Origin of the sequence: Staphylococcus kloosii (genome assembly GCF_032139365.1) — a bacterium.
Lineage (GTDB): Bacteria > Bacillota > Bacilli > Staphylococcales > Staphylococcaceae > Staphylococcus > Staphylococcus kloosii_A.
This window is the reverse complement of the sequence record NZ_JAVTDB010000069.1, coordinates 25,660-38,005: the sequence shown is the minus strand read 5'-3', so window position 1 is coordinate 38,005 and position 12,346 is coordinate 25,660. Positions and strand designations below refer to the sequence as shown.

At 31.0% G+C, this 12,346-nt stretch carries 15 protein-coding genes, 2 pseudogenes and 1 riboswitch; of the genes and pseudogenes, 6 read left to right on the top strand and 11 right to left on the bottom strand.

Annotation, left to right across the window (positions count from 1 at the left end):
• Positions 1–4: 4 nt before the first annotated feature.
• Positions 5–229 carry a hypothetical protein gene (locus RPL90_RS08975; protein ID WP_048794442.1) on the bottom strand — a complete coding sequence of 75 codons (225 nt, stop codon included), beginning with the start codon at positions 227–229 and terminating at the stop codon, positions 5–7.
• A 212-nt stretch (positions 230–441) separates the two neighbouring features.
• On the opposite strand from RPL90_RS08975, the gene RPL90_RS08970 reads away from it, so the two are divergent.
• Positions 442–921 (top strand): sigma-70 family RNA polymerase sigma factor, encoded by a 480-nt coding sequence (locus RPL90_RS08970; protein WP_313547939.1) that lies wholly within the window; start codon positions 442–444, stop codon positions 919–921.
• Between the two features lie 103 nt (positions 922–1,024).
• Positions 1,025–1,354, top strand: coding sequence for a competence protein ComK (locus RPL90_RS08965; RefSeq protein ID WP_313547937.1), 330 nt, complete (start codon positions 1,025–1,027; stop codon positions 1,352–1,354).
• Between the two features lie 6 nt (positions 1,355–1,360).
• On the opposite strand, the gene RPL90_RS08960 is transcribed toward RPL90_RS08965, so the two are convergent.
• The 3 genes from RPL90_RS08960 to RPL90_RS08950 form a co-directional block, all read right to left on the bottom strand.
• The gene (locus tag RPL90_RS08960) at positions 1,361–1,810 is read right to left on the bottom strand and encodes a hypothetical protein (RefSeq protein ID WP_313547935.1); all 450 of its coding nucleotides are present in this window, start codon (positions 1,808–1,810) and stop codon (positions 1,361–1,363) included.
• Between the two features lie 132 nt (positions 1,811–1,942).
• Positions 1,943–2,770, bottom strand: coding sequence for a helix-turn-helix transcriptional regulator (locus RPL90_RS08955; protein WP_313547933.1), 828 nt, complete (start codon positions 2,768–2,770; stop codon positions 1,943–1,945).
• Positions 2,771–3,020: 250 nt separating this feature from the next.
• Positions 3,021–3,734, bottom strand: coding sequence for a transaldolase (locus tag RPL90_RS08950; RefSeq protein ID WP_313547931.1), 714 nt, complete (start codon positions 3,732–3,734; stop codon positions 3,021–3,023).
• A 289-nt stretch (positions 3,735–4,023) separates the two neighbouring features.
• Between RPL90_RS08950 and RPL90_RS08945 the strand changes: the two genes are divergently transcribed.
• Genes RPL90_RS08945 through RPL90_RS08935 form a run of 3 tightly spaced genes read left to right on the top strand, consistent with a single transcriptional unit; the run spans position 4,024 to position 5,111 of the window.
• The gene (locus RPL90_RS08945; protein ID WP_313547929.1) at positions 4,024–4,329 is read left to right on the top strand and encodes a hypothetical protein; all 306 of its coding nucleotides are present in this window, start codon (positions 4,024–4,026) and stop codon (positions 4,327–4,329) included.
• Between the two features lie 60 nt (positions 4,330–4,389).
• Positions 4,390–4,755 (top strand): fluoride efflux transporter CrcB, encoded by a 366-nt coding sequence (gene crcB / locus RPL90_RS08940; RefSeq protein WP_313547927.1) that lies wholly within the window; start codon positions 4,390–4,392, stop codon positions 4,753–4,755.
• Positions 4,755–5,111, top strand: coding sequence for a fluoride efflux transporter FluC (locus RPL90_RS08935; RefSeq protein ID WP_313547926.1), 357 nt, complete (start codon positions 4,755–4,757; stop codon positions 5,109–5,111). The genes crcB and RPL90_RS08935 overlap by 1 nt, the downstream gene beginning before the upstream one ends.
• A 68-nt stretch (positions 5,112–5,179) precedes the next feature.
• Here the strand turns inward: RPL90_RS08935 and RPL90_RS08930 are convergent, their stop codons facing one another.
• The 3 genes from RPL90_RS08930 to metK all read right to left on the bottom strand — a co-directional run bounded on the left by RPL90_RS08930 (position 5,180) and on the right by metK (position 8,537).
• On the bottom strand, positions 5,180–6,016 hold the full coding sequence (locus RPL90_RS08930) for an aldo/keto reductase (protein WP_313547924.1): 837 nt from the start codon (positions 6,014–6,016) through the stop codon (positions 5,180–5,182).
• A 322-nt stretch (positions 6,017–6,338) separates the two neighbouring features.
• Positions 6,339–7,247, bottom strand: coding sequence for a nuclease-related domain-containing protein (locus RPL90_RS08925; protein WP_313547922.1), 909 nt, complete (start codon positions 7,245–7,247; stop codon positions 6,339–6,341).
• Positions 7,248–7,340: 93 nt separating this feature from the next.
• Positions 7,341–8,537 carry a methionine adenosyltransferase gene (metK, locus tag RPL90_RS08920; protein WP_313547920.1) on the bottom strand — a complete coding sequence of 399 codons (1,197 nt, stop codon included), beginning with the start codon at positions 8,535–8,537 and terminating at the stop codon, positions 7,341–7,343.
• Between the two features lie 107 nt (positions 8,538–8,644).
• Positions 8,645–8,763: riboswitch (SAM riboswitch) on the bottom strand.
• A gap of 154 nt (positions 8,764–8,917) precedes the next feature.
• Between metK and pckA the strand changes: the two genes are divergently transcribed.
• Positions 8,918–10,510: a phosphoenolpyruvate carboxykinase (ATP) gene (gene pckA, locus RPL90_RS08915; protein WP_313547917.1), complete on the top strand. Its 1,593-nt coding sequence runs from the start codon at positions 8,918–8,920 to the stop codon at positions 10,508–10,510.
• Here the strand turns inward: pckA and RPL90_RS08910 are convergent.
• From RPL90_RS08910 to ytkD, 4 genes and pseudogenes are all read right to left on the bottom strand, one after another.
• A pseudogene (locus tag RPL90_RS08910) lies at positions 10,500–10,702 on the bottom strand (IS5/IS1182 family transposase); the annotation flags it as partial. The gene pckA and the pseudogene RPL90_RS08910 overlap by 11 nt on opposite strands.
• Positions 10,703–10,826: 124 nt before the next feature.
• Positions 10,827–11,018, bottom strand: a pseudogene (locus RPL90_RS08905) (hypothetical protein).
• A gap of 54 nt (positions 11,019–11,072) precedes the next feature.
• Positions 11,073–11,867 (bottom strand): alpha/beta hydrolase family protein, encoded by a 795-nt coding sequence (locus RPL90_RS08900; RefSeq protein WP_313547915.1) that lies wholly within the window; start codon positions 11,865–11,867, stop codon positions 11,073–11,075.
• On the bottom strand, positions 11,851–12,327 hold the full coding sequence (gene ytkD / locus RPL90_RS08895) for an RNA deprotection pyrophosphohydrolase (protein ID WP_313547912.1): 477 nt from the start codon (positions 12,325–12,327) through the stop codon (positions 11,851–11,853). Before ytkD ends, RPL90_RS08900 begins: the two co-directional genes overlap by 17 nt.
• Between the last annotated feature and the right edge of the window lie 19 nt (positions 12,328–12,346).

Sequence of the window (12,346 nt, the reverse complement as noted above, 5' to 3'; positions counted from 1 at the left end):
TTCATTACTCTTGACTTTTATTGTAGTCCATCATTATAAAACTTACCGCTTGTGATCTATTTTTATAATAATAACGATTTAAATCGATTGAACCTTCAACTTCGCCATCTCGATAAAACATTTCGTTAGTCATATTATTAATCATTACAAAATCTGATTTATCTTTAATAATATCTAAGTCGTCGTGTCTAGAGAAAAAATGCTCTAAATTTAAATGTGCATAATCCATATTTACCCTCCTCTGTAATACAAACAAACTTTGACAAAGTGATATATGTTTAAGTTAAACAATTGATTTATGTGTATACCAACATTATATTACATCTATTACTAATATTTAACACTTATTATGTCAATTTAGCAAATGAAACTTTCTCATTTTTGAAATAAAATAGCTATATCCGGAAATAAAAGTTGTAATTACACTAATTGAGGTTCAAAATGTTAAAAAAGGATGACCTTGAACAATATCAATATATTATTCATCATTTACTTCATCGCTACAACATCACTTATGATTATGACGAATTTTTTCAATTATTGCTGATACGCATGTGGCAACTCATAACACAATACGACCCTACTTTATCACTTTCATTATCCTCCTACTTATATAGCCGTTTACGCTATTATCTGTTCGATTTACTTCGCTCTAAGGCTCGTCAAATAGCAATGGCCGACATTGCCCATACACATTTACATGCCATAGACTCAATAAGCATTACAGAAAACCAAATATTACTCGAGCAATTTTTAAAAACACTAAATACTCATGAACAAAGATGGATACAACTAGCTTATTTGGGCTATAAACAATATGAAATCGCACATCATATGAACCGTTCACTTTCTTCTGTAAAATTATACAAAAAATCAGTTAAAAACAAATTCTTTTCTTTTTTAAATTATGGAAAGGAGTAACAATATGGCAGACTTCCAAGATTTACTATTTATTAAAACTCATGAGGGTAAAAATATTCAAACTTTATGTCGCTATAAAACGCACGACTATATTTAACCTACGGTGATTAAAAATGTTTTAACCTATTATTTAGAATTACACAATAAATCTTTGGCTACACAAACAAAGATTGCCAAACGATTATTAGATATTAATAAGTTAGTACCACTTTACATACATAAACAACTTGTATTATTTCCACTAAAACAAAAGCGCGCACCAATACAATATTATATTAATGCGCACTTTATCATCGGACTCAAAAGTAAACGTAATTTATCTACGATTCAATTTGAAAACGGTCACTATCTAATAGTAGATGAACAGTTTTATTTAGTTTTAAAAAAATGGAAAGAAAGTTGTGCTTTAAAATATTTACTGACAAAAAATTAAGCTAACCTACAATTCTCTATTATGTCTATATTCCAATAATTTTTTAGTAAAAAATGCAGTAACTTTTTGAAAACAGTATAAACTAATAATGATGAGTAACACAGAACCCACGAACGTTAGTATAACGGTCGTCGTTGTGAGTTGTACTTCTGGTTTTATAAAATATTGTACCGAAGATAAACTTGCTAAAAAACCAAAAATAAATACGCCGATTAATAATATATAGGTGAATAACATAGCTAATAATAATGGAAATAGATTGGCAAAAGATACTACTTTTTCTTTAAAAACATACTCTTTTAAAAATTGGTTTGAAAACCTTATTGGTTTACGAGTATCAATTTGATTGTCCTCACTCGTTACCTTCTCCAATACCTCGTTAAGCTCTTGCTTTTCTTTTTTATTCAAAAACCACAATTGTTTTCTAACTTTTTGCTTAAAAATATTTACGCTCATTTTTGTTACCTCTCTAGATTTGGTAAAGCTTTTATTCTATTAAATCATATATTAAAACAATTTGCGATTCAATCTATGCAAAAATAATTTTTATGAATATTAATAATTTTCACTATTTTAAAATTATAATAATTAGCTTATTAATTCTTGATAATAAGTATTTATAATTTCATAAATATTATTATCACTTTCATTAACAGTATATTGACGATATTTTTGATTTATTAAAAAATCAGATGGTGTCGTACCCATAATATTTTTAAAATCATTGAGAAAAGTTTTATATGAAGCATATCCATATTCACGCCACGTTGAATCTGGCGATCTATTTTCTAATAATTCTCTAGAGACGTTATAAATTTTAACTTTCTTTATATATCTCATTAATGTCATATTCATTTTACGAGAAAATTCACGTGATAAATAACTTCTATTAACAAAAAATACTTGCGCTAATGATGACAAAGTTAATGGTCGTTTATAATTTTCATTTATAAATTGAACGATGTTTTTAATAAGTTCACTTGATTGAGAATTATTTTTCATTTCCTGTTGTTCCTGGGTTAATATAACCGCCACACAATTTATTAGTTTTACTACACCTATATCACTATTAAAATAGTCTTTTTCGATAATTGCTTTCAACGTTTCTATATACGTTTTAATAATCATTGTATCTGCATTATCGATTTCGAATAATGTTTTACGATTAGCCAACGAAAATCTATTATAACTTTGATTATTTATAGAAATACACGCTAATATACCGTTTCTTTTTATTATATAGTTATCTTCATAATCAAAGACGACAAAGGCTTGTCCTTTTTCATAAACTTTTTCTTCATAATACTTGTTTAGCTTAATTTGTCCTTCTAAAATCAAGAAAATATTAACACAATGTGGTGTGCTTAAAGTATGTAACTCATCGCTATTCATATAAATTTGGTGTAAATAATTCACTCTCATCCCCTCCACTAAAAATAATTTAATAAATCTATATTTTTATATGTAATTATGTACTAAATATTTAATCTTAACAATTATAAAAATCTTGTATGATACTTTTTATGTATTAAAAAAACGCTAACTTTTGAAGTTAGCGCTAAATCTTTATTGTGTAGTTTAAGCTACTGATTATTTCAATTTATCAACTAATCATCAAAGTTATTAATGTAATAACCCTGCTATCTATTTACACAGGATAGTTAGTTTATAAGATAGATAATCCAGACGCTTTTATATCTTTCGCAAAACCTTCTACTGTATCAACAGAAAGTTCATTAATGTCACGACCTAAGTTATTGTTTACTTTTTTAACAACGTCACCAGGACAAGTAATAATGTCAGCACCCACTTCGTCAGCTTGGATAACATTAATTACTTCTCTACAGCTAGCCCATAGTAATTTAACGCCTGCTTTGCTATGTGCAATTTCAACAGCTTCTTTAACCATTGGTATTGGGTCAACGCCAGTATCAGCGATACGTCCAGCGAATACTGAAATATATGTTGGTACCCCTTCAGTTACTGCTTCAGTGATTTCTTTTACTTGGTCTAAAGTGTAGACTGCAGTAATGTTTAAACGTACATTATCAGCTGATAATTTTTTAATTAAAGAAATAGTTGATTCACCTTTAGTGTTAACAACAGGAATTTTAACAAAAACATTATCACCATATTGTTTTAAGATTTCTGCTTCTTTTTCCATAGTTTCTAAATCGTCTGCAAAGACTTCGAAAGAAATTGAAGCATCAGGAATTTCTTTAACAGCTTCTTCAGCGAACGCTTTATAGTCTGTAACGCCTGCTTTAGCCATTAAGCTTGGGTTTGTAGTAAAACCATCAACCTCTTTATTTTTGTAAGCTGCTTTCATTTGTTCAATATCTGCACCATCTGCAAACACTTCGACATTTAATTTTGCCATTACTTATTCCTCCTGACTAAAATGATAATTTAATAATAAATTATCTCTAACGGTTTACTAACCATTCAGTTTATTTATACCACTATTAAGCTTAAAATTCTAATTTTTTGCTTATCTAATATCAAATTTATAATACACTTTCATTGTTTATCATTGTTTATCATTACTTATATACACCACTAACAAATTTAGCAAATCTACTATTATGTAGTTTAGTATATGATTATTACTATTCAATTTTAAGTTTTATGTGTTATTATTATTTAATGATATATAGTAGGAGGTAAATATGGCACGTTCAAAACTATATTTTTATTTATCTGCTGTGTTAATAATTATTAGTTTCTATTTTAATACACGTGACCCACTTTTAGGTCAACTATTTAATTCAATGATCAAATTAATTTTTGTTTGCAGTATTATTAATGCTGTTATATTAATTATTGCAATAATTTTGGCAGATAAAGCAATAAAACATTCAAAAGACAGAACAGATTGGGTTAACAAACTTAGCAAATTACTGCCATATATATTATTAATCGTTATAATTATACATATTATAGCTGCATTAACTACATTTGGCATTATTTTCTAATGTACACTACAAAAGTATACTTGCTTTTGTAGTGTTTATTTTTAAATGGAGGTATTTAAAATGCAATATGTATATATCTTTTTCGGCGGTGCCATTGGTGCTCTGTTAAGGTATTTATTATCTTTTGTTAATAATGAAGGTGCTACTATACCTATTGGAACTTTTATAGCTAATCTTATAGGTGCTTTGTTGATGGGGTTTCTAGGCACATTAGCAGTGACATATTTTGGCAATAACCCTCAGCTCAAAAAAGGTATTACAACAGGTTTCGTTGGTGCATTAACTACATTTTCTACATTTCAATATGAATTAGTGTCTATGTACAATGCACAATCTATTCTCACATTATTTATTTATGGCATTAGTAGTTATATTCTAGGAATTAGTTTCTGCTATATTGGCGTTAAAATAGGAGGTAAATTATAATGTTAACTTTACTATTAGTCTGTATAGGTGGTGGTATTGGAGCAATAATTCGTGGTGGCATAACTGAAATATGTGTTAATAAGTTTCCAAGTCAATTTCCAATAGCAACTTTTATCGTAAATGTAATTGGAAGCTTAACTATCGGCATTATTCTAGGACATACCACACAACTTTCTTGGATTAATTCATTTTTAGTAACAGGAATATTAGGCGGTTTAACTACGTTTTCAACTTTAGCTTCAGAATTAGTGAAAATTATTGAAGCAAAATCTAATTTACCTTTATTTATTAGTTATTCAGTTTTACAATATGGTGGTTGCTTTGCAGCATGTTTAATTGGATACAAATTATTTTAAAAAGCTAGTAAACTAACAACGTATAAATTATATACGCTATAGTTACTAGCTTTTTTATGAATAATATTTTATTGTCCTGTGAACTCGTTTGGATCTGGACCAATACGTTTATCTTCATTTAAGTTGTTTAATTTAGTCATTTGGTCCTCAGTCAATTCAAAATCAAAGACAGCTAAGTTCTCTTCGATTCTTGAAGGCGTCACTGATTTTGGAATAACAACTACATCATTTTGAATGTTCCATCGAATAATAACTTGTGCTGGCGTTTTGCCTACTTCTGTAGCAATTTCGTTAACTTGCTCATCTTTTAAAATTTGAGCGTTCATTAACGGCGACCAAGATTCTGCTACTATACCTTGAACTTCTAAGTATCTTCTTAATTCATTTTGAGTTAGGTAAGGATGGAATTCAACTTGATTAATAACAGGTTTAATTGATACTTGAGCTAACAGTGCTTCCATATGTTGAGGCGTAAAGTTACTCACACCAATATTTTTCACTTTATCAGCTTTGTATAAATCTTCCATACCTTTCCAAGTGTCTATCATTACTGCTTCATCTGTACCAGGCCAATGCATTAAATATAAATCTAAATATTCTAAGTCTAATTTTTTCAAACTTGTTTCGTATGCTTGTTGTACATTGTTTTGCCCATAGTCAGCTAACCATAATTTTGAAGTAATAAATAATTCACTTCTATCTAACCCAGTAGCCGCTAAACCTTCGGCAATACCTTCACCCACTTTGGCTTCGTTTTCATAAATCATAGCTGTATCTATACTTCTGTAACCACTTATAATGGCATGTTTCACCGCTTCTTTACATTCATCGCTATTCTCAACTCTAAATGTCCCTAAACCAAGTACTGGCATTTCATTTCCATTATAGAATTTAGTTGTTTGCATTATAATAACTCCTTCCAAGTTAACTTAATAATATCATAATAAATTATGTCTTATTATCATATTAAAATGCTTAAAAAAATGGGGAGCGGAACATAAATCTGATTTTTAAAAGAAGATTTTATAGTCCCCAGGCAAGCATGCATGGCAAAATCTTAAAAGAGCAAGACAAAAATCTTATATGCTTAAGAAGGTTTTGTAACCCCACTCCGGCAAAGATGACTATAGTTGAAAGCAGCTTGATATAAGCGCATCTTCAATTCAGTCATCTACTACCTATATAAAAGTAGAGCCTGAAGACAATTAAGTCCCAGGCTCTAAAATATTAATTGAATGATTCAATTTTATCCATAATGTTTTGTAAATCTTCAACATTGTATTGAATTCTACCGTGGAACACAAATTTGTTAAAGAACTCATCAAGTTGTTCTGGTCCTACTAAAACTTTGCTACTAGAAGATTGAGCATAATTAGATATTGTCACTGCCCCTTCATTCTTAGGATTGAAATAAAGAATAGTAGTAGGTGTATATTTTAAATCTAATTGTCGTTGTAAATCCCCAGCTAACTTTTCTACCGCTTCTAGGTGGTTTGAGTAATTTACAAATGACAATGAACTTTTATCATCGTTTTGATCTAAAACTAACGTTTGTGGCTCATTTTTGTCTAAATCAAGTGTGTCAAACACTTGTGACATCATCGGTTGTTCTTCAAATTGTTGGCCACTAATACCACTGAATACGTGGCCTTTTAATAATTGAGAATCTATAAGATATAAACCTGTACGTGTTAACACTAAATGACTAATACGTTGTGCATCATTAAATTCATTTCTAGGTAAAAAGATATTAGCCATAATGTGCATATCTTCGGGACGAATTCGTTTTTCATTTACTAGTCGCTCACGTATACCGATTAATCTCATATCAGTAACATATTCACTATGATTTTTAGAGAATAATTTTAGTGCATCAATTTCTCTGTCTTTAGAATTAACCGTTGCCTCATACTCTTCTTGTTGTTTCGTAACAGTCTTTTTATTTTTTATTCTTTCTTTTTCTAATTCCTCTGCGTGTTCGTCACTCAATTTTTGTTGCTTTGATTGATATTGTTCTTCTATTTTTTGTTGGGCTTTTTTCTTACTTTTTAAAGCGACTAAAAATAGGATGAAACAAATAATTGCTATCACGATAGCTACAATCAAACCAATTTGAATTGGTCCAAATGAATTCATAACAATTTCGCTCCTTTATATATCATTAATTACATTATAATAAAAATTGTTTAATCATTCGATAAAAACACTAATAAAGTTATAACAAATTAATTATGCATTTACTGCATCTTTCAAGACATTAACTTTATCTAGTTTTTCCCATGGTAATAATACATCAGTACGACCAAAATGACCATAAGCTGCTGTTTGTTTATAAATTGGTTGTTTTAAGTCCAACATTTTAATAATGCCTGCGGGTCTTAAGTCAAAATGAGTTCTTACTGCTTCAACTAATTCACTTTCACTTACTTTACCAGTACCGAACGTATCAATTGAAATAGAGACTGGTTCAGCTACACCAATAGCATATGCAAGTTGTACTTCACATTTATCCGCTAAATCAGCTGCAACGATATTTTTAGCAACATATCTTGCTGCATATGCCGCTGATCTATCTACTTTTGTAGGATCCTTACCACTAAAGCATCCCCCACCATGACGTGCATAACCACCGTATGTATCTACGATAATCTTTCTTCCTGTTAAACCGGCATCACCTTGGGGTCCACCAATAACAAATCGTCCAGTTGGATTAATGTAAAATTTCGTCTTTTCATCTAACAATGCTTTTGGAACAGTAGGATAAATAACGTGTTCTTTAATGTCATCTTGAATTTGAGAAAGTGCTATGTCATCGGCGTGTTGTGTTGATACTACAATTGTATCAATACGGTGAGGTTGATCATTTTCATCATACTCAACCGTAACTTGTACTTTGCCATCAGGACGTAAATATTTAATGATGTCATCTTTTCGCACATCAGATAAACGTTTAGCTAATTGATGAGATAAGAAAATTGGTAATGGCATATAGGTATCTGTTTCTTTCGTTGCATAACCAAACATTAAACCTTGATCTCCAGCACCCGTAGCTTCAATTTCTTCTTCAGAAATATCATTTCTATATTCTAAAGCTGTGTCTACCCCTTGTGCGATATCTGCAGATTGCTCATCAATAGCAGTTAATACTGCCATTGTTTGACTATCATAACCGTATTTTGCACGTGTATAACCAATATTTTTAATCGTTTCACGAACTACTTTTGGAATATCTACGTAAGTCGTAGTCGAAATTTCACCTGAAATAAGTGCCATACCTGTTGTAACTGTTGTCTCACAAGCCACCCTAGCATTCGGATCATCTTTTAATATTTCGTCTAAAATTGCATCAGATACTTGATCCGCAATTTTATCTGGGTGTCCTTCTGTAACTGATTCTGAAGTAAATAATCTTCTATTGTATGTCATAATATGCTCCTTTAGTTATTAAATTACGAAAATTCTCTTTTGTGAGCTTAATAAAAAAAGAGCCTTCATCACTATAAAATAGAGAGAAGGCTCAATACGTCCATTCGCTCTTATCGTTCAGACGGTATTTGTCTGCAAACGGTTTGGCACCTTCCTTCTTTAATGTATAAAGAAGAGGTTGCTGGGCTTCATTGGGTCCATGTCCCTCCGCCACTCAGGATAAGAGAATCCGTTAGTATCTATAGTACCTAAACTGCATAGTAATGTCAATTTTACACAATACCAAATTTTATAATAATTTTTATGGCATAATAGAGTAATTATGTTATACTCATTTATTGTAAAGGCTTACATAAAAAATAGCGTTGGAGGGATTAAGTATGGCGGTAGATACGTATACTTACACTAATAAACTGGAAAACATTTATAATAAAACAACTTCTTTATTTCAATTATCAACAACCGAATTGTACTACAAGATGTTAGAAAATAACGAAGGTGAATTGACTGAGCTTGGAGCAATTAATGCTAGAACCGGCAAATATACTGGTCGTTCACCGAAAGATAAATTTATAGTAACTGAACCTTCTTATAAAGATGATATTGATTGGGGTAATATCAATCAGCCAATTGATGAAACGACATTTTTAAATCTATATAACAAAGTTTTAGATTATTTAAATGAACGTGATGAATTGTATATTTTTAATGGATACGCTGGGAGCGACGAAGATTCGCAATTAAATCTTTCAGTTATTAATGAATTATCTTGGCATAACTTATTTGCACAAAATATGTTTATTAAACCTGATTCTAAAGAAGAAGCTGAAGAAATCAAAGCAGACTTCACAATTGTTTCTGCACCAAGATTTAAAGCAGATCCAACGGTTGATGGTACAAATTCTGAAACTTTTATAATCACTTCATTTAAACATAAAGTTATCCTTATTGGTGGTACTGAATACGCTGGTGAAATGAAAAAAGGTATTTTCTCAGTAATGAATTATCTATTACCTAAAGATAATATTATGAGTATGCATTGTTCTGCCAATGTAGGAGAAAAAGGTGACGTAGCATTATTCTTCGGTTTATCTGGTACTGGCAAAACAACTTTATCTGCCGACCCTACACGTAAATTAATTGGAGATGACGAACACGGTTGGAATGCTAATGGTATCTTTAATATCGAAGGTGGATGTTACGCTAAAGCTATTAATCTTTCTAAGAAAAAAGAACCTCAAATTTACGACGCGATTAAATATGGTACCATTTTAGAAAATGTTGTAGTTGATAATGATGGTGATATCGATTTCGATGACAACTACTATACTGAAAATACACGTGCTGCATATCCAATCGACCATATTGATAATATCGTTAAGCCATCTAAAGCAGCACATCCAAATACGATTATATTCTTAACTGCTGATGCTTTCGGTGTGTTACCACCTATTTCTAAATTAACTAAAGATCAAGCAATGTATCATTTCTTAAGTGGTTTCACTGCTAAACTAGCTGGTACTGAACGTGGTATTACAGAACCAGAACCATCATTCTCAACTTGTTTCGGCTCACCTTTCTTACCATTAGATGCAAAAGTATATTCTGACATCTTAGGTGACTTGATTGATAAGCATGAAGTTGATGTGTACTTAGTTAATACTGGTTGGACTGGCGGCAAATACGGCGAAGGTCGTCGTATTAGCTTATCTTACACTCGTCAAATGGTTAATAAAGCTATTACAGGAGAATTAACTGAAGCGGAATATACAACAGATGAAACATTTGGTTTAAATATTCCAGTTAGTATTGAAGGTGTCCCTCAAACACTTTTAAATCCTATGAACGCATGGGACGATAAAGCAGCTTATAAACAACAAGCTAACGATTTAATCGAACGTTTTAACCAAAACTTTGAAAAATTCGGTGAAGAAACAGCTGAACTTGCCCTAAAAGGTGGCTTTAAAAAATAATATCTGTATAACGGGTCTGGGACATAAAGTTCTTGGACAAGTGAAAAAAGGCAAATTCTATTAAAATAATATAGAATTTGCCTTTTTTATATTATGTGCCATTAATACAAATCCAAGTTCTCTTTTGACTTTATTTATTCCTCGAACGAACATTCGAGTGAAACCCAAAATAGCATTCATAAATCAAAAAACAGATCTACATCTATATAATTTGAAGTCTCGCTTAAATCCATACTTATCTTGGCGATAAGTACGGAAGTTTCCATGAGTAGGGTAAGTCGAGTCATGTTTTAGTCTTTATACATAAGGCACCTCGTTAATTTAGTTTAGTAGTGTTTATTAAATTATACAAAAATGGTTTTATTTTTAAAAAAAGTAATTTGGCGAGACTCTTGCGAGAACGTGACAAGTTGAAGAATACAGGCTAAAGCTGTCCCCTAAGAAAGCGAGCTAACAATACGAAGTATTGTAAATAAAGAAGTCAGTAAATGCATTTATAAAAACGCATTTACTGGCTATTTATCTAGAAATTATGTCCAAGACTCGTTATATTACATAAATTTCATTCTACGTTGTAGTTATCTTTTAATTGTTGCTTTTCAATATCTGTCATCCATTGCTTAAGTTGCTTTAATACTTTTGATAAAGCAAAGGGTCTCGGTACATGTCCTTCTCGTTGTTGATACATTGTGCGATGCACAGCACCAATTTCAGTTAAAGATTGTACTAAAAATTGTGCTTGTTGAATGCCGACTTGTTGATCTTGATAACCATGAATAATTAATATTGGTGGCGCATCTTGAGTTATATGCTTAATAGCATCCCTTTTACCATAAGCCTCAATATCTTTTTTTGGATGCCCTACCATCCTACGTAACATACCTCTTAAATCAACACGTTCTTGATACATTAAATGGATATCAGTTACGCCACCCCATATAATATAGCTATGTACAGGTAAATCTTGAAAAGTTAATAATCCTTGTAATCCCCCACGTGAAAAACCAATCATATGCACAAACGCATGAGGATAATGATGCGTCAAGATTGACAGTAACTGTGTTACATCATTTAAATCATCCCCATAAAAATCATCTTTCCCTTCGCTTCCATTGTTACCTCGATAATAAGGTGCAATGACTAAAGTATTGTGATCAATAAATTGTAATAAACGTGCAGCTCTTACTTTACCTACTTGTCCTTTTCCACCACGCAAATACATCACTATACGTTTAACTTCATGTGTAGGAGTTCCCATAAGACCTTTAACATGTAAACCGTCAACTTCATAAGTTATTTCATCAAATACATGTGTCGTTATATCAATTGGCATACGCTTTTTACTTATAATATCCAAGTTCGATCACCCGTTCTAAACAGTTTAAAATTGCTGTGTCTTTTATTAAGAAACTTTGTTGTTGTTCAGGTATATCTGCAACATTACGATAAAGTTTGGGCCCACTTGTCTCTAAATAATCTTGCTTATTTTCTAAATAGTCAATTTCAGCCACATATACGTCTTTATAAAAACTAGATAAATTTCGTCTAGCAACATAATATTGTGCGATGTAATGAAATTCTGTTGCAACTGCACCTGTTTCCTCATGTAACTCTCGTTGTGCAGCAGCTAATGAAGATTCATTTTGTTCAATTTTACCCCCGGGGAACTCGATACCCCTAATATCATGTTGAGTAAATAATAATTTATTATTATAAATCGGTATAATTAATACATGCTGACCATTAGCCTCGTCTTTATCTGTTGTATAGTTTAGAAATACTTCGTTATTATCTTTATCTAAATACTTAATAGTCATCAGACACCTCAAAATATGT

What these genes read in the sequence shown, in the direction of transcription:
- RPL90_RS08975 (WP_048794442.1), bottom strand. Translation starts at nt 229, where the DNA reads ATGGATTATGCACATTTAAATTTAGAGCATTTTTTCTCTAGACACGAC.
- RPL90_RS08970 (WP_313547939.1), top strand. Translation starts at nt 442, where the DNA reads ATGTTAAAAAAGGATGACCTTGAACAATATCAATATATTATTCATCAT.
- RPL90_RS08960 (WP_313547935.1), bottom strand. Translation starts at nt 1,810, where the DNA reads ATGAGCGTAAATATTTTTAAGCAAAAAGTTAGAAAACAATTGTGGTTT.
- RPL90_RS08950 (WP_313547931.1), bottom strand. Translation starts at nt 3,734, where the DNA reads ATGGCAAAATTAAATGTCGAAGTGTTTGCAGATGGTGCAGATATTGAA.
- RPL90_RS08945 (WP_313547929.1), top strand. Translation starts at nt 4,024, where the DNA reads ATGGCACGTTCAAAACTATATTTTTATTTATCTGCTGTGTTAATAATT.
- crcB (WP_313547927.1), top strand. Translation starts at nt 4,390, where the DNA reads ATGCAATATGTATATATCTTTTTCGGCGGTGCCATTGGTGCTCTGTTA.
- RPL90_RS08935 (WP_313547926.1), top strand. Translation starts at nt 4,755, where the DNA reads ATGTTAACTTTACTATTAGTCTGTATAGGTGGTGGTATTGGAGCAATA.
- RPL90_RS08930 (WP_313547924.1), bottom strand. Translation starts at nt 6,016, where the DNA reads ATGCAAACAACTAAATTCTATAATGGAAATGAAATGCCAGTACTTGGT.
- RPL90_RS08925 (WP_313547922.1), bottom strand. Translation starts at nt 7,247, where the DNA reads ATGAATTCATTTGGACCAATTCAAATTGGTTTGATTGTAGCTATCGTG.
- metK (WP_313547920.1), bottom strand. Translation starts at nt 8,537, where the DNA reads ATGACATACAATAGAAGATTATTTACTTCAGAATCAGTTACAGAAGGA.
- pckA (WP_313547917.1), top strand. Translation starts at nt 8,918, where the DNA reads ATGGCGGTAGATACGTATACTTACACTAATAAACTGGAAAACATTTAT.
- ytkD (WP_313547912.1), bottom strand. Translation starts at nt 12,327, where the DNA reads ATGACTATTAAGTATTTAGATAAAGATAATAACGAAGTATTTCTAAAC.